Consider the following 26,551-nt stretch of genomic DNA (forward strand, 5'->3'; position numbering starts at 1 on the left):
CGTGAAAAAAATTCAGCTGGGCAATGGCCTCAGAGTTGTAATGGAGCAAATCCCGACCTGTCGTTCCGTGTCTTTCGGAATATGGGTCAAAACAGGTTCGCGGAATGAGCGTACCGAAAATAACGGGGTATCCCATTTTATTGAACATATGCTGTTTAAGGGAACAGAGCGTTTCGATGCCAAAGCGATTGCGGAGCAGTTTGACGCCATTGGCGGTAATGTGAATGCATTTACGTCCAAGGAGTATACCTGCTATTATGCGAAGGTGCTCGATGAACATCTGCCAATTGCAGTTGATGTATTATCTGATATGTTCTTCCGTTCCAAGATGGACGAGGGTGAATTGGCCAAAGAGAAAAATGTCATTCTGGAAGAAATCTCAATGTACGAGGATACGCCTGATGACATGGTTCATGATCTGATGGCTCTAGCCGCATATGGAGAGCACCCGCTCGCATATCCGATTCTGGGTACAGAAGAACGCCTCAAGGCGATGGATTCCAGTCATTTGCGTGCTTATATGAAGGAACATTATACGATCGAAAACACCGTTATCAGCATTGCGGGCAACATTGATGACCGTGTGATTGATCTGATGGAGAAGCATTTTGGCGCATTTGACGTCCAAGGGGTATCCGAGGAAGTGAAAGTTCCAGCTTTCCAAAGCGGACAGCTTTTTCACAAAAAGAAAACGGAGCAGAACCACATTTGTATCTCGTTCCCTGGGTGCAAAATTGGTGATCCGCTGCAGTACGCCATGGTAGTATTGAATAACGCCATTGGCGGAGGCATGAGCTCCAGACTGTTTCAGGAGATTCGTGAGAAGCGCGGACTCGCTTATTCCGTATATTCGTATCACAGCTCTCATGCGGACAGTGGACTGTTCACGATCTATGCGGGTACAGCTCCGAAGCAGACGAAGGAAGTGCTGGACTTGACCAAAGAGGTGCTGAGTGACCTGGCTGTTAATGGTTTATCTGAGGATGAACTGCGCAAGGGCAAGGAGCAGCTGAAAGGCAGTCTGATTTTGAGTCTGGAGAGCACAGGCAGCCGTATGAACCGACTGGGGAAAAACGAATTGATGCTTGGCAGACATCTTACGCTGGATGAGATGATTGCCAAAATTGAGCAAGTTACGATGAAGGATATCGATGCTGTACTTGATCTGATGTTCGCAGAGCCGTTTGCACTTGCGATGGTAGGCGCTTCAGACAAGACGATTGCTGGACTGAGAAGGGATGATTTGGTTGCATTACGTTCAAATAAAGAAGTTACCGGGTAACGAGGATATCAGGCTGCCGCAAAAAATGTCTGAGCTGGCTGCCGGCTTTGATGTTGTGGCTGCCTTGGAAGAAGAGGTTGTTCTGCAGCCGGGACAGCGTACGCTGATCCCGACAGGGCTTGCGATGGCGATGCCAGCTGGACTGGAAGCTCAGATTCGTCCGCGCAGCGGCCTGGCCTTCAAACACGGTATTACTTGTCTGAATACACCGGGAACAATTGACGCGGATTATCGTGGCGAGGTGAAGGTGCTGCTTATTAATCTGGGGCAGGATCCGTTTACGATTGTACGCGGGGAGCGGATCGCCCAGATTGTGTTCCAGACAGTGCCTGCGATTGAACTGACGGAGGTTGCTGAACTTTCGGAGACGGTGCGAGGAGAAGGCGGCTTCGGTCATACAGGCAAGTAATATACTAGAAATGAAATGTCGTCCCTTTGGGACGACTTTTTTTATGTTCCGGCATTCTTGAATTCAATTCGGATTCATTTATTGTTTCACCCACCTGTGGGCCGCTGCATACGATAAGGCATACATGTGGTGAAAGGAGTGACGTCCCGATGCTGACCGGAGTCCGGATTGTCGTTCTGGGCGGAGATGCAAGGCAGCTTGAAGTCATTCGAAAGTGCGCCGAACTGGATGCAACGGTAAGTGTGGTAGGCTTCGACCAACTGGAACAGGTTATTCCGGGCATTGAGCACCGCGAACTGGAGGATGATGTGTTTGCTTCCGCAGATGTGCTGGTACTGCCTGTGGTGAGCTGTGATGATCAAGGGAAAGTAAGTTCTTCGTTTAGTGATACTGCAATTGTTTTGAAAAAAGAACATATGGCTGCTTTGCCGGAGCACTGCACCGTGTTTACAGGGATGGCAAAGCCGTTTTTGCGTGAGCTTTGCCAGGAGAACGGTCTTCGGCTGATCGAGGTGCTGGATCGTGATGATATCGCACTTTGCAACTCTATTCCGACAGCGGAGGGAGCCATCGCCATTGCAATCAAGGAAACCGACATTACAATTCACGGCTCTGAATGTATTGTGCTGGGCATCGGTAGAACAGGCTTCACGCTGGCCAAAACACTGCAGGGGCTTGGAGCCAATGTACGGGTGGGAATCAGGCGAAATGAAGACGCAGTCCGGGCAGCGATCATGGGCTGGAAGCCTTTCATGACAACGGATTTGGCCGCTCAAACCGGGGAAGTTGACTTGCTTTTTAATACGATACCGACTATGATAATCACAGCACAAATCCTGTCCAGAATGCCTCAAAAAGCAGTCATTATTGACCTTGCATCCGCTCCCGGCGGTTGTGATTTCAGGTATGCCGACAAGCGCGGCATCAAGGCACTGCTCGCACCAGGCCTCCCCGGTATTGTTGCTCCCAAAACGGCTGGCGGCATTATTGCCGACGCGTTAATCCGTTTGCTTTTGGAAGAACAGAACGCACGGGAGGTTAAATCATGAACTGGCAGGGTAAAACGGTTGGTTACGCAATTACGGGGTCTCATTGTACGTTTGAAGAGGTTATGCCGGTCATTAGCCGCTTTGTTGCTGAGGGAGCCAACGTCATTCCAATTATTTCGAACTCGGTACTGACGACGGATACACGCTTCGGCACAGCGCAGAATTGGCAAAAACAATTGAAAGATATAACGGGTAATGATATCATTTCTACAATTGTTGAGGCGGAGCCTTTAGGGCCCTCTAAGCTGCTAGATGTGCTGGTCATTGCGCCATGCACGGGCAATACAACGAGCAAATTGGCTAATGCAATGACCGATAGCCCGGTGCTTATGGCTGCCAAAGCGCAGATGCGTAATCAGCGTCCGCTTGTGCTGGCTATATCGACGAATGACGGGCTTGGATTGAATGCAGCGAATATTGCAAAACTATTAGTGGCCAAATATTTGTATTTTGTGCCGTTTGGCCAGGATGATCCAGTGAAAAAACCGAATTCGTTAGTTGCCAAAATGGAGCTGATCCCCGAAGCTTGCTGGAGTGCACTGGAGGGCAAGCAGCTGCAGCCTATGATTGTGGAGCGTGCTTCACAGGCATAGAAGAGAGCTGTAGTCAGGGCAATAACGGTTATGCGCTCGAAGAATTGAAGAAGGGTTCGAGAGACAAAGAAAATCATGGTGCACGATAGCTGGCGTGAACAGCTACCTCTAACCACGTTCCTGTTTGTTAGGGCATTCCTGCATTATCGCATCGGAACGCTCCTTAGGGTGATCCATTTGTTGATCTGACTCGTGTCCAGTCTTCTTGCGTACACAAATGGAGGAATAAAGATGCGCATTATGGTACAAAAATTCGGAGGCACGTCTCTCTCTACCGTTCAGGCGAGAGAGCATGTGCTCCGGCATGTTAAACGTGAGCTTGAGGCCGGATTCAACCTGGTTATTGTAGTTTCAGCTATGGGACGCCGCGGTGAGCCGTATGCGACAGATACACTTCTGGACTGGGCAGCGCAGAATGGGAACGCACTATCCGCGCGGGAGAAGGATTTATTGCTGTGCTGCGGTGAAATTATCTCTGCAACAACGCTTAGCAGCCTGCTCGAACATGAAGGCATTCCAACATCAGTGCTCACTGGTGCACAAGCAGGGTTTGTGACGGACGACAATTTCGGGAACGCCCGGATATTGGATGTCCGTCCTGTTCGTGTGCTGGAACAGTTGCAGGAGGGTCGTGTTGTTATTGTAACAGGATTCCAGGGACAGACAGAGAAAGGTGACTTCACCACGCTGGGCCGTGGAGGCAGTGATACATCCGCAACAGCTTTGGGTGCTGCACTGCGTGCCGAAATGGTGGATATCTATACCGATGTAAATGGTATTTTGACGGCTGATCCCCGGATTGTTGAGGATGCACGTCCATTAACCGTAGTCAGCTATGCAGAGATATGCAACATGGCTCACCATGGAGCCAAAGTTATTCACCCACGGGCGGTTGAGATTGCCATGCAGTCTCAAATTCCGGTACGGGTAAGATCAACCTTTGCAGATACAGAGGGAACACTTGTAACGCATCCGGAAGGATTCAAGGACGTACAGACAGGGATTATAGATCGTTATGTGACAGGTATTGCTTATGTCAGTAATGTCACTCAAATCACGGTGGACGTTCCTGGCGGGGCGGATCGCTTGCAATTAAAAGTGTTCAAAACGATGGCCGAGAACTCAATCAGTGTCGATTTTATTAATGTTACCCCTTCGGGAGTTGTCTATACCGTGTTTGATAGTGATTCCGAGAAGGCGATACGTGTCCTGCAGGAGATTGGCCTCAAGCCACAGAGCTTGTCTGGCTGTGCCAAGGTCTCTGTCATTGGCGGGGGAATCAATGGTGTACCCGGCATTATGGCGCGCATCGTAGAGTCCTTGACCCTGGCAGATATTCAGATTCTGCAATCGGCCGATTCCAATACAACGATCTGGGTGCTTGTCAAAAAAGAAGATATGGTTCAGGCCCTGAGGGCTCTTCATGCCTCATTTGAACTTCACTTATAAATCACCGGAGTTAGCGGAGCCAGACCTGTTTTAAGGGAGGAAATCGAATTGGACTTTGGAAGATTGATTACAGCAATGGTTACCCCGTTTAATGCAGCAGGCGAGATTCATTGGGAGGAAACGGCACGTCTTATTGATTATCTGATCGAAGATCAGAAGTCGGAGACTCTCGTGGTTTCGGGTACGACTGGGGAGTCGCCAACACTTAGTGATACAGAGAAAGTTCAATTATTCGAGTTTGCCGTGAAACATGCGGCTGGACGATGCAAAATTATTGCGGGAACAGGAAGCAACAATACAGCTCATTCTATCCATCTCACAAAGGAAGCTGAGAGAGTAGGAGCAGACGGTGTTTTGTTAGTTGTCCCATACTACAATAAACCAAGCCAGGAAGGCATGTACAGACATTTTGAAGCCATTGCTGCGGCAACATCACTTCCGGTAATGCTTTACAATGTGCCAGGGCGTACAGTAGCTAATTTGTCTGCAGCAACAACGTTACGACTGGCACAAATTCCGAATATCGTGGCAACAAAGGAATGTGCTTCTATGGAGCAGGTGACATTGATTGCTGCTGGTGCGCCTGACCATTTCAGAGTATATTCGGGAGATGATGCTGCGGGACTGCCAGCTATTGCTGTGGGAGCTTACGGGATCGTTAGTGTGGCGAGTCATGTTGTAGGCGCAGAGATGAAACAAATGATAGAAGCCTTCTATGGCGGAGACCCTCTGCGGGCTACGCAGATCCACCAGAAGCTTTTTCCGCTGTTCAAGGGACTCTTTGAGTGTCCTCAGCCGCTGCCAAATCCGGTGGCCGTAAAATATGCACTAACTTTACGTGGTCTGAATGTTGGGTCGGTTCGTCTGCCACTTATTCCGCCAACAGAAGAAGAGCAGGACTACATTAAAAATCTGCTTGATATGTAAATAAAAGTTGGGATTCTGTCATCATTTATTAATTATTGGCATGAAAGCTTTGTTTAGCGAAGAGCCGCACCTCTTAACCAGAGGCAGCGGTTCTTTTTTTTACGACTGCTGTAAGGTTTCTTTTCTTACGTGAGGGGGAAACCTACAGGTTAACGAGAGAGTGACTTGTTTTTTCTGTTTTTAATCATGTATAATGATGTCAAGTGACTGGGTGCGGTATTTTTTTGAAATTGAAAGCGACATCGTTTCAGTGGTGTGGCTTTGCGGTGAAAAGGGAAGGAACGGCTAAGAGGGGCAATTCAGATCCAACGTGTTGGTGATGGGGAATAACTTCGAAGAACTTCTTCCAAATATCGTGAATAAAGGTGTTCTTTTGCATTCATCCCTATATACGGGGATGTATGTTTGAACTACTTTTCTTAACTTACAATAAATAATAAGGTACGACGTCCAACTACCATAGGAGGTTCAGATTCATTTGTCTAAGAAAAATAATAATAACGAAAAGCTGATGATTTTTGCATTGGGCGGCGTAGGCGAGATTGGTAAAAATATGTATGTAATCCAATACGCTAACGACATTGTTGTCGTAGATGCCGGTCTCAAATTCCCGGAAGAAGACATGCTTGGTATTGATATTGTCATTCCTGACATTTCGTACTTGACGGAGAACCGTGACAAAGTAAGAGGTATCATTTTGACTCACGGTCACGAGGATCATATCGGCGGTTTGCCATATGTTCTCAAACACCTGAATGTTCCAGTATATGGAACAAGGCTTACACTGGGTCTTGTAGAGAACAAATTAAAAGAAGCGAATTTGCTGGGTGAGACGAAACGCATTCTCATTAATGCAGATTCTGAAATTGAACTGGGTTCGACGCTGAAAGCATCCTTCTTTGCTACTAACCATAGTATTCCGGATTCCGTCGGGGTATGTGTAGAAACGCCGGAAGGTGCAGTTGTTCACACAGGTGACTTCAAGTTCGATCATACACCAGTTAACGGTCAGTACGCGGATCTTCAACGTATGGCACAGATCGGAACAAACGGCGTACTTGCGTTGCTGTCTGACAGTACGAATGCAGAGAAGCCTGGCTTTACGCCATCCGAGAAAAACGTAGGCATCGTGCTGGAAGATATCTTCCGCAAAGCAAGCCAGCGTGTCGTTGTAGCAACCTTTGCCTCCAACGTACACCGGATTCAGCAAGTCATTAACGCAGCAGAGGTTACTGGACGTAAAGTTGCTGTCATCGGACGCAGCATGGTCAACGTGGTTGGCATTGCTTCCGACCTGGGATATCTGGATATTCCGGACGGCATGATCATTGAACCGGAAGAAGTAGGCAAGATGGCAGCGGATCGTGTTGTCATTCTGTGCACAGGAAGCCAGGGCGAGCCGATGTCCGCATTGACACGCATGGCACGCTCCACACATCGCAAAGTGGATATCCTGCCTGGTGATACGGTAATCATTGCAGCAACTCCGGTTCCTGGTAACGAGAAGTATGTCGGCCGTACCATTGATGAACTGTTCCGCCTCGGAGCACATGTGCATTACAGCGGTGCCAACAGTGGCGTTCACGTATCTGGTCACGGTAGCCAGGAAGAGCTGAAGCTCATGCTTAACCTGATGAAACCGAAATATTTCCTGCCAATTCACGGTGAATTCCGTATGCAGCGTCGTCACGCTGTTCTTGCTGAATCTGTGGGCATTGATCCAGACAACATCTTCATTACAGACATCGGTGAAGTTGTAGAGATTCAAGGCGGAGCAGCACGCAAAGCTGGGAAAGTGACTGCAGGTAACGTATTAATTGATGGTTTGGGTGTAGGTGACGTAGGCAACATCGTACTGCGTGACCGCAAACTGTTATCGCAGGATGGTATCCTTGTAGTCGTGGTGACACTCAGCAAACAGGATGGCAAAATTGTCTCCGGGCCTGATATCATTTCTCGCGGATTCGTTTACGTACGTGAATCAGAAGGACTGCTGGATGAAGCTAACCGAATCGTTAGCAGCACGCTGCAGAAGCTGATGAGCGAGAATGTCAACGAGTGGGCTTCACTCAAAACGAACGTTAAAGATGCATTGGGACGCTTCCTGTATGAGCAAACTCGTCGTAGACCGATGATTTTGCCAATCATTATGGAAGTTTAACATAAGGGTACACAAACATATATTCTGGCACACAGTCGCCCCTTCTCTACAAGTAATATTGGACGGTTCCTTGTAGAGAAGGGGCTTTTTTGTGTTTGTCCAGATGGGTAATGTTTCGGTGGTGATTTAAGAATTGATTAGCAATGAAAGTATAAGCTTGTTGGTAAATTCCCCATACTAAGGAAAAGGAAAGCATCACATTTTTCAGGAGAAGGGGATTACATTTCATGAATGAGCAGATGAATGACAAGCAAATACCACGTTCGAATCAGCCGGAGACAGAAGCTCCAGAGATGCCGGCACAGGAGGAGAAGCAGGTTTCTCCAGTGACAGAGTCCATTCAGCAGTTTGGGCAGACACAGTCACCGGCTGCGGAATCCAACATTTTCTGTATGACCATTATCGGTCAAGTCGAGGGACATTTGATTTTACCTCCGCAAAATAAAACGACAAAGTATGAGCATATCATCCCGCAGCTCGTTGCAGCAGAACAAAATCCGAAGATTGAAGGCATCCTTATTATTCTCAACACGGTAGGTGGCGATGTAGAGGCTGGACTTGCGATTGCAGAGATGATTGCTTCCCTCAGCAAACCAACGGTAACGGTTGTTATTGGAGGAGGGCATAGTATAGGTGTACCGATTGCGGTAGCTTCGACGTATTCGCTGATTGCTGGAAGTGCAACGATGACCATTCACCCGATTCGTATGAACGGACTTGTTATCGGTGTTCCGCAGACCTTTGAATATATGGAGAAGATGCAGGAGCGAGTTGTTCGATTTGTCACGTCACACTCCAACATCTCCGAAGAAATGTTCAAGGAACTGATGTTCAAGACAGGAGAGCTGAATCGGGATATCGGTACAGCGGTAGGGAGTGCCGATGCGGTGAAATATGGACTTATGGATGCGGTAGGCGGTATCGGACAAGCGATTGCACAATTGAATCAGCTTATGGGCGACAGGAAACAGACACTTCAGGCAGGAGGGTACACACAATGACAACGATGTATACAGTCATGCCCCCGGAGCAGCTTTGGTCGGGAATGTGGACAGAGGCCGGTGATACGAAAGAGATTCGCATGAATGGTTTGTTAATGCAGGTCAGGCCTGTAAATGACACTGAAGCGGTGATTGTGCGTCTTCTGGACTGTCCGCTCGAAGCGTATCTGGACCCGGCTAATCAGCCGGGTTCCACGGTTCCTCTTTCCGGTAACGCCGGCCTGGCATAACGCGACGAAATCAGACAAATGGTGCAGAAAAAGAACATATGTACGGAATATATTTGTATGGTATAATATTCTTCTGGGGGTGACCTGATCTTGGCCAGAAGAAAAAAGAGGAAAAAAAAGGGCGCCGGATTTAGCGGTGTCTTAAAATATGAAATTTACGGTATTGTGCTGATTACACTGGCAGTTATAGCACTATCGGGTGAAGCCACCGTCGGACGCTCGTTATCCAAAATGTTTGGACTGCTGCTCGGCAAGTTCTATTTTGCAATCCCGCTGGTGGGTATTTATTATGGTCTGATGGTGATGATTCATCGCAAATGGCCGAGCGGCTGGACCACTCGCAAGACTGGCCTGGTGCTGCTGGTCTTCGCTTTAACGCTGATGAGTACAATCTCGGCGATGCACCAGAAGCTGATTCCGGTCGGTGCGCTTGAACCGGGTGCTGTGCTGACCCAGGTACATAATGATATGCAAACGGAGCTGCTAACACCTGTCACGCCGGGGGAACGTGACTCCATGCTGAATAAGGATATTAGCGGCGGGTATATTGGTGCCGGGCAGTTTGCCTTATTTTTGTGGCTGTTCGGAAGTCTTGGAGCAAGATTGATTATGATTGTGATGTTTGTGATCAGCTTTATGCTGGTGACCAATCTGTCTTATGTTGATCTGATTCGTATATTCAGGACGAAGATATGGGATGCCGGAACTTCCATGTACAAAAAGCTGGAGTCCCGACCAGCCAGAGGCTCCGCTTCCAGTGCTGCAGGGGTCAAGAAAGGAAATACACGCAAATTAACCCCTGTACCCGTGCAGGAAGACGACTACGATGATGATGAGGAGTTACAGGATGCTCATGAAGGGCAGCTGCCGAGACGCAAGGCTCCGATATTTTTTCAATTGTTCGGAAAATGGGGCGCAGACCGGCAGGCTGCCAAGCAGGATAACAGCCTGCAAGAGGGGGATGCACTGGAATCCGAACAGGTGGTGTACCGGGCCGGGCAGGATATGGCAGCCGAAGCATGGTATGGTGAATCTGAGCCAGCAGAGCATGGAACAGGAGCTGCCGCTGTTGGTGCTGCTCAGGTTGTATCGTCCAAGGTGGACTCTGCGCCAATCATTCGTGACTTTTTTGAGCATGTCAGAACGGAAGGCTCCGATAAGGATGATGATCTCGATGATGCTTATCCGTTTCCAGATGATCTCGGCAGTAACGATGACGGCGCTGATCGGGTCGACAGACCCGATATCAAATTTACAGATGAGCTAGTCGAAGCCGAGTGGTCTGATGCAAATGGTAAAGAAGCACTGCTTCAAGGTGATCTTGATCATGAGCTAACGAATACAGAAGCGAGCTCAGACGAATCGGTGGACTCTGCAACGGGACAGCCCGCTGCAGAAGGGGAACATACGCCGCCAGCTGCGCCACCCCCTCCACCTCCAAAGCCATACAAACTGCCGTCATTCCGTCTTCTGGCGAAGCCTAACAATGGCGGCAAAGGTGGCGACCAGAAGGATTATATGCAGACTGCACGCAAGCTGGAGGCAACACTTGAAAGTTTCGGTGTGCGTGCAAAGGTACTTGAAGTGGTTCGCGGGCCAGCAGTGACGAGGTATGAGATTCAGCCTGATATCGGGGTTAAGGTCAGCCGCATTGTCAGTCTTACCGATGATATTGCACTGGCCCTGGCTGCCAAGGATATTCGAATGGAGGCTCCAATCCCTGGGAAATCCGCAATAGGCATCGAGGTTCCTAATGGTGAGGTCTCGGTAGTAACGATGCGGGAAGTAATGGAGACGGCTACGTTCCAGGAGGCAGAGTCCAAGGTAACAATTGCGTTTGGTCGAGACATATCGGGTCAGACAATTATCGGCAACCTGGCGCGAATGCCCCATTTGCTTGTAGCTGGTGCAACCGGATCAGGAAAGTCGGTATGTATCAACGGCATTATCACCAGCATATTGTACAAAGCGAAGCCGGATGAGGTTAAATTTTTGATGGTAGACCCCAAGATGGTTGAATTGAATGTATACAATGGTATCCCGCATCTGATGGCTCCGGTTGTAACCGATCCGAAAAGGGCATCGCTTGCACTCAAAAAAATCGTGGTTGAGATGGAGAAGCGATATGAATTGTTCTCCAAATCCGGCACACGTAACGTTGAGGGTTACAATAATCTGATGAAGGATAATCCGGCAGCGGTACTGCCTTATATCGTGGTCATCGTGGACGAGCTGGCCGATTTGATGATGGTAGCGGCCGGAGATGTAGAGGATGCCATTGCTCGTCTGGCGCAGATGGCCCGCGCAGCGGGTATCCATCTGATTATTGCTACACAGCGTCCTTCTGTCGATGTCATTACGGGGGTAATCAAAGCGAACATTCCTTCGCGGATTGCTTTCGGGGTGTCCTCACAGGTGGATTCCCGTACGATTCTGGATATGGGTGGAGCAGAGAAGCTTTTGGGCCGCGGAGATATGCTGTTCATGCCGATGGGCGCTTCCAAGCCGATTCGTGTTCAGGGTGCGTTTATGAGTGATGAAGAGGTTGAAAATATCGTGAATTACGTTCGGGGGCAGGGTGAAGCGCAGTATGATGAAACCCTCGTTCCCGAAGTGGACGATTCCAGTCAGGCAGCAGAAGAAGTGCAGGACGAGCTGTACGAGCAGGCTGTGCAGATTATTCTGGAGGCGAAGCAGGCTTCGGTATCCCTTTTGCAACGGCGAATGCGGGTAGGTTATACGCGTGCAGCGCGTTTAATTGATTCGATGGAAGCTCGAGGTGTCATTGGACCGTATGAGGGCAGTAAGCCGCGTGAAGTTCTGGTTTCGCTGGAACAATACCAACAGAGCAAAATAAGCTCGTAAGGATGTGACCAAGAAGCCTTCGACCCCTAGGGTTGGAGGTTTTTTGCTATGTGCGGAGAACGGGGGCTGCCATTTGCTCCAGAGATCGGATGATTTGGTGCATAGGAAACAGGCAGGCTTGTCATAATAACGGTAGCGATTCTGTTAAATCCCACAAGAGAAAGGTAGAGCGTAGTCGATGCGAAAAATGAACCTATGGCTTTTCACTGCTATTTTGCTGATATCCGCGCTGGGAATCCGTTATTTGCTTCCTGAGCATACTGCCACTCCAAGCACTGCTGAGAATAATGTACAAGCAGAGGAACAAGCACTGCCTACATTCAGCAGCAATACCGTGAAATACGGCAGTTACGGTCAAGATGTATATGAGCTTCAGGGACGTTTGAAATACCTTGGATTCTACAACGGTAAAATCGACAGTAATTTTGGCAGCAGCACACTGAAATCGGTTAAGTGGTTTCAATCCGAGTTTGGCATGAAGGCTGACGGAGTGGTTGGTGCGAAAACAAAGCTGAAGCTTTACAATGCAACTGCCCAATGGTCACCTACCGAACCTCCTTTGCATAAAGGAGGCACTGGCGGGGAGGCGGGTGGAACTTCAAATGCTGGCAACAATGAGCAGGACAATATGGGCTCCGCCAACGCGATGGGGCTCTCCGAGAATGAGCTGAAAATTATGGCGAATGCCGTATACGGTGAAGCCCGCGGAGAACCATTTGAAGGTCAGGTAGCCGTAGCTGCTGTTATTTTGAATCGGGTCAAATCACCGAGTTTCCCTTCTACGCCTTCCGGTGTGATTTTTCAGCCAGGGGCATTTACAGCCGTGGCAGACGGACAGATCTATCTGGAACCCAATGCTCAGGCCAAAAAAGCTGTAGAGCAGGCATTAAACGGCTGGGATCCTTCGGGCGGCTGCCTGTATTATTTTAACCCCAAGACGGCTACATCCAAATGGATCTGGACACGTCCTCAGGTGAAAACGATCGGGCAACATATATTCTGTATGTAATCGGGCAGGGGAGCAACCAGAAGGCATGACTTCGGTTGCTTCTTGGCTTTTGGATCGTATAGTATAAAATGATGGTGTTACGTTTAAGCTCGACAAAGGCCAGTTATCTAAATGACGCCGTAAAGGAGTTTTGACATTTGAATACCGCAGAATTTGAACGGGGCAGCCGGAAACAGCTTCGCATTCACGTGCTTCCCACGACTCGCTTCAAAACGTTCGCGATTTCCCTGTACGCCGGGGTTCCTTTACGTGAGGACACGGTGACTCAGACCGCGCTGATTCCGTTTGTGTTAAGACGAGGGACTGAATCGTATCCGGAAACAACGCAGTTTCGCGAGCAGCTGGAGCATTTGTACGGAGCCGGTTTTGGTTTTGACGTCTACAAACGGGGCGATTATCAGATTGTGCAGTTCCGAATGGATACGATTAACGACTCTTTTGTCGGAGGGGAAGAGCAGCTGCTGGATCGCTCGTTTGCTTTTCTTGGCGAGGTGCTGACCAAGCCCGCGCAGGAAAATGGACATTTCAAGGCAGCGTATGTTCACGCCGAGCGCGAGACAGTCCGCAAAAAGCTGGAATCCATCGTAAACGACAAAATGCGTTATGCCGCTGAGCGCTGCATTGAAGAAATGTGCAAAAATGAGCCTTACAGACTGCATCCGCTTGGTGAACGAAAGGTGCTGCCAGCCATAGAGCCTGCGGAGCTAACTACGGCTTATCGGAACTGGCTGGGTACAGCAAGCATGGATCTGTATGTGGTGGGTGATACGACACTTGAAGAAGTTGAAGAACTGGTAGAGCGACATTTTAGTCTGGAGCGTACAGTTTCCTCGGATTATCAGGCTCAGAAGGCGGTGCGCGGGAATCAGGATGTGAACACGGTTATTGAAAAGTTAAATATCGGCCAAGGCAAACTGAATATGGGTCTTCGTACTTCGATTACGTATGGAGATGACAACTATGCAGCAGCATTGCTGTACAACGGCATCCTTGGCGGGTATCCGCATTCAAAGCTGTTTGTAAATGTTCGTGAAAAAGAAAGCCTCGCCTACTATGCGTCTTCCAGATATGACGGGCACAAAGGCATTGCTACGATACAATCCGGCATTGAAATTCCTCATTATGAGAAAGCAGTCGCTATTATCAAGCAGCAGCTTGAAGAAATGCGCAGTGGCAATATTACCGATCTGGAGATGTCCCAGACCAAGGCGATGATTCGTAATTTGCTGAAAGAGATGCAGGATGCTGCGTTTGAGATCATTGCCTATGATTTTAACCGCCAGTTATCGGGCAAGGAGAGAACACCAGAAGAATTGCTCGCACAAATCGAGCAGGTCACCAAGCAGGATGTTCGTGAAGCCGCAGAGCAGTTCCGTCTGGATACGATTTATTTCTTGCGGGACGAGAAGGAGGAATAGTCGTGGAGAGCATTCGTTATGAACAGCTGCAGGAGACGTTATATTACGAAGTGATGGACAACGGACTGCACGTCTATGTGCTGCCCAAACCGGGTTTTCAGAAAACGTATGCTACATTTGCAACCAAATACGGTTCTGTAGATAATCATTTTCAGGTGCAAGGACAGGCTGAAGTGAAGGTGCCGGACGGGATTGCTCATTTTCTGGAGCACAAAATGTTTGAGGAGCCTACGGGGGATATTTTTGCCACATTTGCCTCTCAGGGTGCCTCTGCAAACGCTTTTACAAGCTTTGATCAGACGGTTTATTTGTTCTCTGCCACAGAGCATATAAACGAAAATATACAAACATTAGTTGATTTTGTGCAAAATCCGTACTTCACTGATCAAAATGTGAACAAGGAAAAGGGCATCATTGAACAGGAGATCAACATGTATGCCGATAGTCCGGATTGGCGGGTTTATTTTGGCTTGATTGAAGCGATGTATCAAAAACATCCGGTGCATATTGATATTGCCGGAACCGTTCAATCCATTCACACCATTACCAAGGAAATGCTGTACACTTGTTACAATGCCTTTTACCATCCGAGCAACATGCTACTGTTTGTTGTGGGCGGTGTGGACCCTGAGCAGGTGATCAGCATGGTTCGAGAGAATCAGGCGCAGAAAAAGTACGAGCCGCAAGGACAGATTCAGCGTTTTTTTGAGCCTGAGCCCGCACAGGTAGGAGAGTCGAGACGTGAAGTGCAGTTGTCTGTTTCCCTTCCAAAGTGTCTGTTTGGCTTCAAAGAAACGGATGTTGGATTAACGGGGAAAGAACTTTTGCACAGGGACACCACGACACAGCTAATGATGGACCTTTTGTTTGGCTCCAGCACACGTCTGTTTCAGAAGCTGTATGATGAGAACCTGATCTCGGACAGCTTCGGTCATGAGTACATCAGTTCACCTCAATATGCATTTTCGGCTGTGGGCGGGGATACTCCAGATCCGGATCAGCTGTTGAAACGGATACGTGAAGAGGTAGATGTCATTGTGCAAAAAGGATTCGAGTCTTCCGATTTTGAGCGTGCACGCAAAAAGAAAATGGGTGGATATTTACGTATGCTGAATTCACCGGAGAACATTGCGAGTGAATTCACACGTCAGCAGTTCCGCGGTGTTGACTTTTTCAGTATGCTCTCCTTGTACGAGACGATAACGCTGGAGGATGTGAATCAGAGATTGAAGCAGCATATTCGCTGGGATCAAATGGCTGTGTCACTTGTTGTGAGTCCTTGATGTGGAGAGGGATTTGGGATACTTTTAAGATGATGAAAGAAATAAGAGGAAAAGATGATAGAGAAGTAAGAGGGAAAGTTGATGAATGAAGTAAGAGAAAAGCTTAATGAATGAAAAGTAAAGCGTTATCAAGAAAGTGAGAGGAATGTGTAATGGGGGAAACGACAGTGAAGGCGATCGGGGAAATGACGGTACTTGTTACCGGGGCAAGCGGCGGCATTGGAGCAGCCATTGCAGAGCGGTTTGCCAGTGTGGGCATGAATGTAGTGCTGCACTATATGAAATCGCATGAGGCGGCCAATGAAGCCGCAAGACGTTGTATGGAAAAGGGCAGCGGGCGCATTATGACCGTGTCAGCCGATCTGCGCAGCCGAGAGCAGATTCAGCGCATGCGGGACAAGCTGGCTTCTCATGAGCTGCTGCCGGATATTCTGGTTAATAACGCAGGTATATCTCACTATGGTCTGCTGTCTGACGTAACAGAGGACATCTGGGATGAAGTGATGGCGATTAATCTGAAAGGCACTTTTCTGTGTACTCAAGAAATGATGCCGCATATGATCTCCCAGCGATATGGACGCATCATTAACGTATCGTCAATCTGGGGGTTATCCGGTGCATCCTGTGAGGTGCTTTATTCCACTACCAAGGGTGGCGTGAATGCCTTTACCAAGGCGCTTGCGAAAGAACTGGCTCCATCAGGCGTTACTGTTAACGCTGTTGCTCCGGGTGCAGTTCAGACCACGATGTTAGAACATCTGGACCAAAGTGAACTGCAGATGCTGGAGGACGAAATCCCGGCAGGGCGGCTTGCGCAGCCGGATGAGATTTCGTCACTTGTATATTTTCTCGCGCTGCCCGAGTCAGGGTATATTAATGGTCAGATCATCAGTCCTAATGGGGGCTGGCTGACTTAGCTGGAGTCATTACTGGCTGAGCTGGTTGAATTCGCCCAGCTGGATTCGCTGGCTGGATTGAACCCCATGATGCGCGGGCGCTCGTGCAAGGAAGATGCATTGGAGTTTTATTTCAAAAGCTCGTATATAAAATGTTCAGGAAGCACATATTACAACTGTTGATTTTAAATCTCATGCGTCAGCTAAGGAGGATTTATCATGTCAACAGACAATACAGTAGTTTCCAACTTTGACACGTGGAAGAAGTTTCTGGGTGATCGCGTGCGGCAAGCCGAGAAGATGGGCATGAGTGAAGAGACCATCAACAAACTTGCTTACGAGATCGGTGACTTTCTGGATGAGAAGGTTGATCCGGCGAACCATTCCAACCGGGCATTGAAGGAACTATGGGATGTCGGCGATGCAGATGAGCGTCGTACGATTGCGTGCCTGATGGTCAAATTGGCCAAACAAAACGCATAAGCAAAAAGATGGAGAGCTCCCGCAAGGGGGCTTTTCTCTAATGATTACAAACGGATTACAGAGCTGTTCTTGTAATTCATTTTCATTTTATATATCATTAACGTGACCCATTTTTAGAAGATGACTCCGAATTTCGTTCAGTGGACGCGTTCAGATGTTGTCGAATAATGTGGAATAATGCATTACGGGGTGTATAAATGGAAACTAAACAATGGTATATGGAATATAAAATACATAAGAACAGACCTGGTCTTCTAGGGGATATTGCCTCTATGCTGGGTATGCTGGAAGTCAATATATTGACCATCAACGGTGTGGAAGGCAAAACAAGGGGCATGCTGCTTGAATCTGATGATGATGAGAAAATTCGTCTGCTTGGAGAGATGCTCAGCAAAGTCAACAGTATTACGGTATCGGCCTTGCGTCAGCCCAAGCTGGTGGATATTCTTGCTGTTCGTCATGGCCGGTATATTGACCGTGATTCGGATGACCGCAAAACATTTCGTTTCACTCGTGACGAACTTGGGTTACTTGTGGATTTTTTGGGTGAAGTATTTAAAAGAGAAGGCAATCAGGTCATTGGCTTGCGCGGAATGCCGCGTGTGGGCAAAACAGAGTCCATTATTGCAGGCAGTGTATGCGCCATGAAACGGTGGACCTTTGTTTCCTCCACCCTTCTTCGTCAAACGATTCGGAGTCAGATGTCCGAGGATGAGCTGAATCCGAACAACGTGTTTATTATTGACGGCATTGTGAGTACAATTCGATCGAGCGAAAGACATTATAATCTGCTTCAGGATATTATGACGATGCCAAGCACGAAAGTGATTGAGCATCCGGATATTTTTGTGCAGGAATCCGAATATGACTATAATGATTTTGATATTATTATTGAGCTGCGTAACAACCCTAACGAAGAAATTATTTATGATACCTTTACGGCAAGCTACACCGACGAACTGTAAAGCTCCGTACGGAATCATGGAATAGATAAGCAACTACTGAAGAGATAAACATAAGGAGGAGATGGCATGTCTGAACTGGGTCAGCAGTTAAGAGAGGCCCGGCTGCAAAAAGGGATGAGTCTCGACGATGTACAGGAAATGACTAAAATTCGCAAGAGGTACCTGGAGGCGATAGAGGCAGGGGACTATAAAGTATTGCCTGGCAGCTTCTATGTGCGTGCATTTATTAAAACCTATGCGGAAACCGTGGGACTGAATCCGGATGAGCTGCTGGAAGGACATAAAAAGGACGTGCCTGCAGAGGCAGCAGAAGCAACGATGGAGCCCGTAATCCAGAAGCGGGCGAACAGACCGGTGGAGCGGAGCAATCGATGGATGTCTGTTGCGCTGATGTGGACGTTCCCTATTCTGATTATCGTTCTTTTGTATGTTTACATGGCTAACAACAAAGCAGACGATACCAATCCCCAAGGACTGGATGATACGAAAATTACAGACAGCCAGAAGCCGGCTAACGACAAGCCTGATCCATCAACGGACAACGGTCAAGCAGCGAATCCGCCTGCAACGGACTCGGGTTCGGAAGATACGGGTAAAGGCGAAGCAGGTGGCAACGGTGGCGGTACGGAAAGTAACGGTCAGACCGATGAACAAGGCAGCGGGCAGACTGAAGGGCAAACGGATGGACAGACAGGTGATAACCAAGGCGAACAGAATCCTCCAAATACACCTGGCTCAGTCACCGTTTCGGAAGATGGCAAGTCAGGTAACATTACAAACTTCAAGGTTGCTGGAAGTGCGGGTCAGCCTGTAACGGTGACGATCAAAGCGACGGGAAACAGCTGGCTGGAAGTGTATAAAGGAGAGAATTCGAGCGGGGAAAAGCTGCAGTATGGCAACACTGCAGACGGGGATTCATTTACTTTTACACTGGATAGCGCAGGTATGTACATTAAGTCTGGTTATGCGGCAGCAACCACCATTGATGTTGGCGGTCAAGTGGTAACGGACGGCAAAGCGACAAACCGTATTCGTCTCAAACTTGATACGGATAGTACCGCTTCATCTGCGGGAACTGAGGGCACAGATGCAAACAGTTCCGGAGATTCTACAGAGGGCGGAAGTTCAAGTTCAAGTGGCGAATAACCAGGTGAACTGCAGGGGACAATAACGTTGTCTCAAATTGCAGTTAACTTATGGTGAAGTGAGGTGGACGGCCATGACAGTCAGCTGGATCGTAACGGGTTTAGGCATTATTGTCAGCCTCCTGGGTTATTACCTGACTCCAAATGCCTGGGGCTACGGAATATTGGGCTTTGGTCTTGCACATATCCTTCTTGGTGTGCTTGATATGTTCAGACAGCCTGACCGCAGCCGATATTAGAGGGCAGCTTAACCAGCAAGCATTTTTGGTGACCGAGAGGTGTGCCAAAAATGCTTTTTTCTATGGTTTCACCCTGCTCAACATTAGACTTTTGTGTGAAGTTTACTCTATAATGTTACAGAACATATGATTAACTGAAAGGGTGACTCGATTTGAGTTCAGAAAATTCATTTGATATCGTGTCCAAAATGGACTTGCAGGAACTGACAAACGCCGTTACACAAACGGAAAAGGAAATTGGCACTCGTTATGATTTCAAGGGCAGCAAGAGCAGTCTGAAGCTTGACAAGGATGCTCTGACAATTGTGTCAGATGATGAGACAAAATTGAAGGCTGTTATTGATGTACTGCAATCCAAAATGGCAAAGCGCGGTCTTCCGCTGAAAAATATTGATTACGCCAAGGTAGAGCCTGCTTCCTCAGGAACGGTTCGTCAGCGTTTGAATTTCAAACAAGGCATTGATCAGGATGTTGCCAAAAAAATCAATATTCTGATTCGTGACTCCAAGCTGAAGGTTAAAAGTCAGATTCAAGGCGATCAGCTTCGGGTCACAGGCAAAAGTAAAAATGATCTGCAAGCCGTGATGCAGATGCTTAACGGGGCTAACCTGCCGCTGGATCTGCAGTACACCAACTTCAAATAAAAGCTGAGGTGTCAGTGCTTTTTTGACACTATATTGATACGTATATTATACTGAATGTGCATTGCTGGCAGTCATGCATCAAGTCCAGTCCTCATCGTTTGCTGACTTTGTGAAAAGCAGTATACTTCTGGAAGTCACCGAAGCGTTTCAAAGCGGTTTTGCGTTTGAGCGGTAGACTTTATTTTTTGCGTTTCTACATAGGGTTTCATGTGAATACAAGTCGAACGCTTGAAACGTTTATTCCTTGCTTCAGATGATGAATACGGGATTAAGATGAATGTTTGAAGTAATGGAGGATACAAAGGGAGGGCGTCTTGTGAATTTACCCAACCGGATTACGCTTGCACGAATTTGCTTAATCCCTTTTTTAATGGTGTTTTTGCTTGTGGATTTTCCGTTTTATCCCGAGCCGTTACAACTTGGAAGTCTTGCGCTTCCGTATAATCAATTAATTGCTGCTTTCATTTTTATCGTAGCTGCAAGCACGGATGGAATAGACGGCTATCTTGCAAGGAAAAACAATATGGTCACCAATCTGGGCAAACTGCTTGACCCTCTTGCAGATAAACTGCTGGTTACCGCTGTTTTGATCTCGCTGGTGCAGATGGGCAAGCTGGATTCCTGGATTGCTGTTGTCATTATCAGCCGTGAATTTGCTGTAACCGGGTTGCGTCAGATTGCTTTGCTTGACGGTTCGGTTGTCGCTGCGAGTGCTTGGGGCAAACTGAAGACGGTGGTGCAGATTGTAGCGATTGTTTTGCTGCTGCTGAACAATTTCCCGTTTTCGTACACAGGCATCCATGTGGATGTTATTGCAGTGTGGGCGGCAGCGCTGATCACGATCTGGTCTGGGGTCGACTACTTTATCAAAAACAAAAATCTGCTTCATCTATCCAAGGTGTAATATTTTACTTTATCCCAAGCGTAATGTTTTGCGCTGAAACGGGTAATGATGAAAGACTCATCGGGTCAAAGGGCAATAGGAGCTTATCCTATTGCCCTTTGATTACGCTCAACATGTGTACAGGAGGATACTGAAATGAAGGCAGAGATTATTGCAGTCGGAACCGAACTGCTGCTAGGACAAATCGTTAATACGAATGCCAGATATCTTTCCCGGGAACTTGCAGCCATGGGAATTGACGTATACTTTCAGACCGTGGTTGGTGATAATCTGAATCGGCTTAGTGAAGCGATCCGTATTGCGCAGGGACGCGCTGATGTTATTTTATTTTCAGGCGGCATCGGTCCTACCCAGGATGATCTGACCAAAGATGCGCTTGCGGCTGTGCTCCAACGAAAGCTGCACATTGATCGTATGGCGATGGACAAGATTGAAGGTTTCTTCCGTGAACGCAATGTAGAGATGACAGAGAACAATCGGCGTCAAGCCATCGTTATTGAAGGTGGAACACCCTTGGCGAATGAAACGGGTCTTGCCGCAGGCAATGCCATTGCGGACAATGACAAATATTATGTCGTGATGCCTGGACCGCCTAAAGAGCTCATTCCGATGTTTGAGCAGGAGGTCAAGCCGTGGCTGCTGCAGCATGTTCTTACTGAAGAAATGCCGATTTATTCACGTATGCTCAAGTTTGCAGGCATTGGTGAATCCGCATTGGAGGATCGCCTGCTTGATCTTATTGATACGCAGACTGATCCTACGATTGCTCCGTATGCAAGCGAGGGAGAGGTTACTGTACGTGTATCTACCAAAGCAGCAAGCGAAGGAGAGGCCAAGCTGAAGCTGGATGCGATGGAGGTGCAGATTCGCGAGCGTCTGGCCGAACATCTCTACGCGACCGAGGATGTGCCTATAGAGTACACAATTGTCACGATGATGTCTGATATGGGACTGACCCTGAGCGCCGCTGAGAGCTGTACAGGAGGGCTTGTAATGCAAAGCCTCACTTCTGTGCCAGGAAGTGCCTCGATGCTGAAAGGCGGCATCGTCTGTTATTCCAATGAAATTAAAGAAAAGCTGCTTAACGTGCCGCACAGCTATCTGGAAGGTGAGGACGCTCCGGGTGCGGTTAGTCCTGAGGTGGCTAAAGTGCTTGCAGAGCAGGTTCGTATGATCGGGGATGCTGATTTCGGTCTGGCAATTACAGGAGTAGCTGGTCCAGGATATTCGGAACGTAAACCACCTGGGCTTGTGTTTATCGCTTTGGCGGAGCGTGGAAAGGATACTGAAATTCATGAATTGCGAATTAACGGTAACCGTGAGACGGTCCGTATCCGTTCGGCAAAAGCGATCCTGTATCGTTTGTGGCAAAAGCTAGTTGCCATTGACTGATAAGCATGGAATGGTTTGCTTTTGTGTAATGAAGGAAGTATAATGTGTTGAGACGGAAGAACCGTAAAATGTGGCTGCACAGCCTTGTTTACGGTTCTTTTTCTGTTTCTTGAATACATTTCGATGAGGAAGAGGCGCCTCGGCCTGAACAAAAAAAACGAATGTATGTTCGAAAAAAAGCTTGGCAAACGAGTAAAAACAAGGTATCATTACATTATAAACAGTAAAGGGTGTGAGTTTATTGTCAGACCGTCGTGCCGCGCTTGATATGGCGCTCCGTCAAATAGAGAAGCAATTTGGTAAAGGTTCCATTATGAAACTGGGTGAGTCAACTCACATGAATGTGGAAATTATTCCCAGTGGATCATTGGCTTTGGATATTGCACTAGGAACAGGCGGCTTGCCTAAAGGCCGTATTGTTGAAATATATGGACCTGAATCTTCAGGTAAAACAACTGTAGCACTGCACGCGATTGCCGAGGTTCAACGCGTGGGTGGACAAGCAGCATTCATCGATGCCGAGCATGCGCTTGATCCGAATTATGCAAGCAAACTGGGCGTTAACATTGATGAGTTGCTTTTGTCCCAGCCGGATACGGGAGAGCAGGGCTTGGAAATTGCTGAGGCACTTGTACGCAGTGGTGCAGTAGACATCATCGTTATTGACTCGGTAGCAGCTCTTGTACCAAAAGCAGAGATTGAAGGAGAGATGGGGGATTCCCACGTAGGCTTGCAGGCGCGTTTGATGTCACAAGCACTGCGTAAATTGTCCGGAGCGATCAGTAAATCCAAAACGATTGCAATCTTCATCAACCAGCTTCGTGAGAAGGTTGGCGTAATGTTTGGTAACCCGGAAACGACACCTGGCGGCCGTGCACTGAAGTTCTATTCTACGATTCGTCTCGATGTGCGCCGTATTGAGAGCATCAAATCAGGTAATGACATTACGGGTAACCGTACTCGTATTAAAGTGGTGAAAAATAAAGTAGCACCTCCATTTAAACAAGCGGAAGTTGATATTATGTACGGTGAAGGTATTTCCAAAGAGGGAAGTATCATCGACATTGGTACAGAACTGGATATCGTTAATAAAAGTGGTGCCTGGTATTCTTACGAAGGCGAACGTTTAGGCCAAGGTCGTGAAAATGCAAAGCAGTTCATGAAAGAACATAAAGAAATTGCTGATGTAATCGAGCAAAAAATTCGTGAAGCCAGCAATTTGACAACAGCTGTTCCTGCACCAACGAGCGAAGAACAAGAAAAAGAAGCGGCTGAGGAACAGGAATTATTTGAAATTAATGAGTAATCATATGTCGGGTGCTAACTCGTGCACTCCGACCTGTTGAAACCTGTAGTAGCGGGCAATTATGCTTATGTAGCTAAATAGGATTGGTTTCTCGCGTGCTAACAGCCTCTGTCCATTCCGGACAGAGGCTGTTAGCATCTATGCCATCCGAATGAAAGAATGAGCAGAGAAAGTGTATTTTAACCTAAACAGAGAATAGCGGGGAGTGTGAAGATCGTAGTGAGGCATCGCCAAAATCAGCATGAAAATGATGAACATGAAGAAGAACTGCATGAACAGGCCGAGGCAGACGGCATCTCCCAGCTTCCAGACGATGAAGAGCTTGTGATTACAAGGGTAGAACGAACCAAGAGCAGAGAAGCCCGTTATCGGATTTCATTTGGCATTTATTCCATTACCGTTCTGGAAGATGTGATGATCAAGTACAGGCTTACTCGCGGAAGTACCTTTATGAAGAAGGATCTGGAGGCGATCCTGATTGCGGATGAGCGTCAGCGGACGTATGTGCAATCATTGCGTTTTCTGGAATTTAAGCAACGGACACGCCACGAATTGAGACAGAAGCTAAAGCAAAAAGAGTTCGCGACATCTAGCATAGAAGAGGTTTTGGATCGGTTGGAGCAAGAAAAGCTAATTGATGATGACCTTTTTGCCAAGGAATGGACAAGACAGCGTATGGAGGGCCAGCGGAAGGGAAAACTGTGGATACGGCAGGAACTACGTCAAAAAGGCATCGCGAATGAACTCATTGCAGAGGTGCTGGATGATGTGAGTGCTGAGGCAGAGCTGGACACTGCATTGACAGCTGGCCGTAAAAAATGGAAACAGGTGCGGGGAGACGTGCAGGAGAAGAAACGTAAAACGTTTGCTTACTTGATGCGGCGCGGTTTTAGCATTGATATGGTGCGCCGGGTCGTGAACCGTTTAATAGAAGAGGATGGGGCGGAAGACCTCGAAGATGACGAAGCATTGTTATGGGACTAGACGAGAAGACTAACAATCCTGCATTCTCTTGACAATTTCTTTCGTCAAATACTAAAATGGACATGAGTCTGTAAGAAAAGGACAACCCTTTTTCCTTCCAAAAAAGCGGTTTCTGCTTCTGCAGGTTTATACCATTCCTGATTATGGGTTCACTGGAAACAGTGGATAGTACATGTAGTCATGTACATGTGAAATGAAAATCGGCGGGGGATCGCCGTGAGTATTATTTATTCCCAAACATATGTAAGGTATGAAAACAGAAAAAGTTGACCCAAGGCGTGCCTTGGAGGAACCAACGAGGAGGTGAACAGTATGGACATTGCTATCACGATCATTCTCGTTGTGGCCGCGCTCGTTATTGGGTTCGGAGTCGGATATTTTATTCGCAAATCTCTTGCAGAGGCTAAAATCTCTAGTGCGGAACAAGCTGCCGTACAAATCGTGGAGAACGCGAAAAAAGAGGCAGAGGCACTGAAGAAAGAAACGGTGCTGGAAGCGAAGGACGAGATCCATCGTATTCGCGCCGAAGCTGAAAAAGACACTCGTGAACGTCGGAACGAAATTCAACGACAAGAGAGACGATTGTTGCAAAAAGAAGAGTCGCTGGATAAAAAATTGGAATCACTCGAACGTAAAGAAGAGCAAGTGGCAAACAAAGAGAAACGTATCGATGAAACACAGCAGCAGATCGAAATGATCTACAAAAACCAGGTAACAGAGCTTGAACGGATCTCAAACCTCACTATGGAGGATGCACGCAGTATCATACTGTCCAACGTTGAACAGGAAGTTCGTCATGAGACGGCTCAAATGATCAAGGACATTGAACAGCAGGCGAAGGAAGAGGCGGACAAAAAGTCTCGCGAGATTATTACACTCGCCATCCAGCGCTGTGCAGCTGACCACGTGGCGGAGACAACGGTATCCGTTGTAACGTTGCCTAATGAAGAAATGAAGGGCCGGATTATCGGTCGTGAAGGACGTAACATCCGTGCTCTTGAAACCCTTACCGGGATTGACCTCATTATCGATGATACGCCAGAAGCTGTTATTTTGTCGGGCTTTGACCCGATTCGCCGTGAAATTGCCCGCACTGCACTGGAGAAGCTGGTTGCAGATGGACGAATTCACCCTGCGCGCATTGAAGAGATGGTAGAGAAATCCCGTAAAGAAGTGGATGAGCGTATACGTGAATACGGTGAGCAAGCTACCTTTGAAGTGGGTGTGCATGGTCTGCATCCGGATCTGATCAAGATTCTGGGTCGCCTGAAGTTCCGTACAAGTTACGGTCAGAACGTCTTGAAACATTCGATGGAGGTCGCTTATCTGGCAGGATTGATGGCGGGTGAACTCGGAGAAGACGTAACTTTGGCAAGACGTGCAGGTTTACTGCATGACATCGGTAAAGCGCTGGATCACGAAGTGGAAGGATCACACGTCGAAATTGGCGTGGAGCTGGCGAAGAAATACAAGGAACATCCAGTGGTTATTAACAGTATCGCTTCCCACCACGGGGATTGCGAAGCAACTTCGGTTATTGCAATGCTGGTTGGCGCAGCAGATGCGCTGTCGGCAGCAAGACCAGGTGCACGCCGTGAAACACTGGAAACGTATATCAAACGACTGGAGAAACTGGAAGAAATTTCAGAATCCTTCGAAGGTGTCGAGAAATCGTACGCTATTCAGGCTGGACGCGAAGTTCGTGTCATGGTGCAGCCTGAGAAGATTGATGATGCTGAAGCCTTCCGTCTCGCACGTGATATTACGAAGATGATCGAGAATGAACTCGATTATCCAGGTCATATCAAAGTTACCGTCATCCGGGAAACCCGTGCGGTTGAATACGCAAAATAAAGGATTACTGAAAAGTGGCCGCATCTGCGTGCCACTTTTCCTGTTCATAAGCGATGCAGGAAC

The 26,551-nt window shown here is 47.8% G+C and carries 24 protein-coding genes; all 24 read left to right on the top strand.

Annotated features, from left to right (window positions below):
• Position 1 precedes the first annotated feature (1 nt).
• The 24 genes from IEW26_RS16590 to rny all read left to right on the top strand — a co-directional run bounded on the left by IEW26_RS16590 (position 2) and on the right by rny (position 26,488).
• Positions 2-1,282 (top strand): M16 family metallopeptidase, encoded by a 1,281-nt coding sequence (locus IEW26_RS16590; protein ID WP_145402761.1) that lies wholly within the window; start codon positions 2-4, stop codon positions 1,280-1,282.
• Positions 1,239-1,691 carry a dUTP diphosphatase gene (dut, locus tag IEW26_RS16595; protein ID WP_188593139.1) on the top strand — a complete coding sequence of 151 codons (453 nt, stop codon included), beginning with the start codon at positions 1,239-1,241 and terminating at the stop codon, positions 1,689-1,691. Before IEW26_RS16590 ends, dut begins: the two co-directional genes overlap by 44 nt.
• 149 nt (positions 1,692-1,840) lie before the next feature.
• Positions 1,841-2,740 carry a dipicolinate synthase subunit DpsA gene (dpsA, locus tag IEW26_RS16600; protein ID WP_188593140.1) on the top strand — a complete coding sequence of 300 codons (900 nt, stop codon included), beginning with the start codon at positions 1,841-1,843 and terminating at the stop codon, positions 2,738-2,740.
• The gene (locus tag IEW26_RS16605) at positions 2,737-3,333 is read left to right on the top strand and encodes a dipicolinate synthase subunit B (protein WP_110893066.1); all 597 of its coding nucleotides are present in this window, start codon (positions 2,737-2,739) and stop codon (positions 3,331-3,333) included. Before dpsA ends, IEW26_RS16605 begins: the two co-directional genes overlap by 4 nt.
• Positions 3,334-3,564: 231 nt before the next feature.
• Positions 3,565-4,782, top strand: coding sequence for an aspartate kinase (dapG, locus tag IEW26_RS16610; protein ID WP_111270050.1), 1,218 nt, complete (start codon positions 3,565-3,567; stop codon positions 4,780-4,782).
• A 48-nt stretch (positions 4,783-4,830) separates the two neighbouring features.
• Positions 4,831-5,709, top strand: a complete 879-nt coding sequence (dapA, locus tag IEW26_RS16615) for a 4-hydroxy-tetrahydrodipicolinate synthase (RefSeq protein WP_188593141.1) — start codon at positions 4,831-4,833, stop codon at positions 5,707-5,709.
• 511 nt (positions 5,710-6,220) lie between these two features.
• Positions 6,221-7,870, top strand: a complete 1,650-nt coding sequence (locus IEW26_RS16620) for a ribonuclease J (protein ID WP_373288498.1) — start codon at positions 6,221-6,223, stop codon at positions 7,868-7,870.
• Between the two features lie 227 nt (positions 7,871-8,097).
• A complete protein-coding gene (locus IEW26_RS16625) occupies positions 8,098-8,871 on the top strand; it encodes a ClpP family protease (protein ID WP_276311044.1) in 774 nt (257 codons plus the stop codon).
• Positions 8,868-9,101, top strand: coding sequence for a YlzJ-like family protein (locus IEW26_RS16630; RefSeq protein ID WP_111270053.1), 234 nt, complete (start codon positions 8,868-8,870; stop codon positions 9,099-9,101). Before IEW26_RS16625 ends, IEW26_RS16630 begins: the two co-directional genes overlap by 4 nt.
• A gap of 90 nt (positions 9,102-9,191) precedes the next feature.
• The gene (locus tag IEW26_RS16635) at positions 9,192-11,966 is read left to right on the top strand and encodes an FtsK/SpoIIIE family DNA translocase (protein ID WP_188593142.1); all 2,775 of its coding nucleotides are present in this window, start codon (positions 9,192-9,194) and stop codon (positions 11,964-11,966) included.
• 178 nt (positions 11,967-12,144) lie between these two features.
• Positions 12,145-12,975: a spore cortex-lytic enzyme gene (gene sleB, locus IEW26_RS16640; protein WP_145402755.1), complete on the top strand. Its 831-nt coding sequence runs from the start codon at positions 12,145-12,147 to the stop codon at positions 12,973-12,975.
• Positions 12,976-13,112: 137 nt separating this feature from the next.
• On the top strand, positions 13,113-14,393 hold the full coding sequence (gene yfmF, locus IEW26_RS16645; protein WP_188593143.1) for an EF-P 5-aminopentanol modification-associated protein YfmF: 1,281 nt from the start codon (positions 13,113-13,115) through the stop codon (positions 14,391-14,393).
• Positions 14,394-14,395: 2 nt separating this feature from the next.
• The gene (yfmH, locus tag IEW26_RS16650; RefSeq protein WP_188593144.1) at positions 14,396-15,676 is read left to right on the top strand and encodes an EF-P 5-aminopentanol modification-associated protein YfmH; all 1,281 of its coding nucleotides are present in this window, start codon (positions 14,396-14,398) and stop codon (positions 15,674-15,676) included.
• A 152-nt stretch (positions 15,677-15,828) separates the two neighbouring features.
• Complete coding sequence (ymfI, locus tag IEW26_RS16655) at positions 15,829-16,593, top strand: elongation factor P 5-aminopentanone reductase (RefSeq protein ID WP_188593145.1); 765 nt, start codon at positions 15,829-15,831, stop codon at positions 16,591-16,593.
• 198 nt (positions 16,594-16,791) lie between these two features.
• Positions 16,792-17,055, top strand: coding sequence for a DUF3243 domain-containing protein (locus IEW26_RS16660; RefSeq protein WP_145402751.1), 264 nt, complete (start codon positions 16,792-16,794; stop codon positions 17,053-17,055).
• Between the two features lie 197 nt (positions 17,056-17,252).
• Positions 17,253-18,020, top strand: a complete 768-nt coding sequence (locus IEW26_RS16665) for a DUF3388 domain-containing protein (RefSeq protein WP_145402750.1) — start codon at positions 17,253-17,255, stop codon at positions 18,018-18,020.
• A 66-nt stretch (positions 18,021-18,086) separates the two neighbouring features.
• The gene (locus tag IEW26_RS16670) at positions 18,087-19,166 is read left to right on the top strand and encodes a helix-turn-helix domain-containing protein (protein WP_188593146.1); all 1,080 of its coding nucleotides are present in this window, start codon (positions 18,087-18,089) and stop codon (positions 19,164-19,166) included.
• Between the two features lie 73 nt (positions 19,167-19,239).
• Entirely contained in the window at positions 19,240-19,404 is a 165-nt protein-coding gene (locus tag IEW26_RS16675; protein WP_184180342.1) for a hypothetical protein, read from the top strand.
• Between the two features lie 152 nt (positions 19,405-19,556).
• Positions 19,557-20,048, top strand: a complete 492-nt coding sequence (locus IEW26_RS16680) for a YajQ family cyclic di-GMP-binding protein (protein ID WP_110893041.1) — start codon at positions 19,557-19,559, stop codon at positions 20,046-20,048.
• Positions 20,049-20,364: 316 nt separating this feature from the next.
• Positions 20,365-20,952: a CDP-diacylglycerol--glycerol-3-phosphate 3-phosphatidyltransferase gene (pgsA, locus tag IEW26_RS16685; protein ID WP_145402748.1), complete on the top strand. Its 588-nt coding sequence runs from the start codon at positions 20,365-20,367 to the stop codon at positions 20,950-20,952.
• Between the two features lie 135 nt (positions 20,953-21,087).
• A complete protein-coding gene (locus IEW26_RS16690; protein WP_145402747.1) occupies positions 21,088-22,344 on the top strand; it encodes a competence/damage-inducible protein A in 1,257 nt (418 codons plus the stop codon).
• A gap of 241 nt (positions 22,345-22,585) precedes the next feature.
• Positions 22,586-23,650: a recombinase RecA gene (gene recA / locus IEW26_RS16695; protein ID WP_111268738.1), complete on the top strand. Its 1,065-nt coding sequence runs from the start codon at positions 22,586-22,588 to the stop codon at positions 23,648-23,650.
• Positions 23,651-23,869: 219 nt separating this feature from the next.
• Positions 23,870-24,634 carry a regulatory protein RecX gene (locus IEW26_RS16700; RefSeq protein WP_188593315.1) on the top strand — a complete coding sequence of 255 codons (765 nt, stop codon included), beginning with the start codon at positions 23,870-23,872 and terminating at the stop codon, positions 24,632-24,634.
• Positions 24,635-24,946: 312 nt separating this feature from the next.
• Complete coding sequence (gene rny / locus IEW26_RS16705; RefSeq protein WP_090923808.1) at positions 24,947-26,488, top strand: ribonuclease Y; 1,542 nt, start codon at positions 24,947-24,949, stop codon at positions 26,486-26,488.
• Positions 26,489-26,551: the final 63 nt, after the last annotated feature.

It is taken from the genome of Paenibacillus silvae, assembly GCF_014639235.1.
GTDB classification, from domain to species: domain Bacteria; phylum Bacillota; class Bacilli; order Paenibacillales; family Paenibacillaceae; genus Paenibacillus; species Paenibacillus silvae.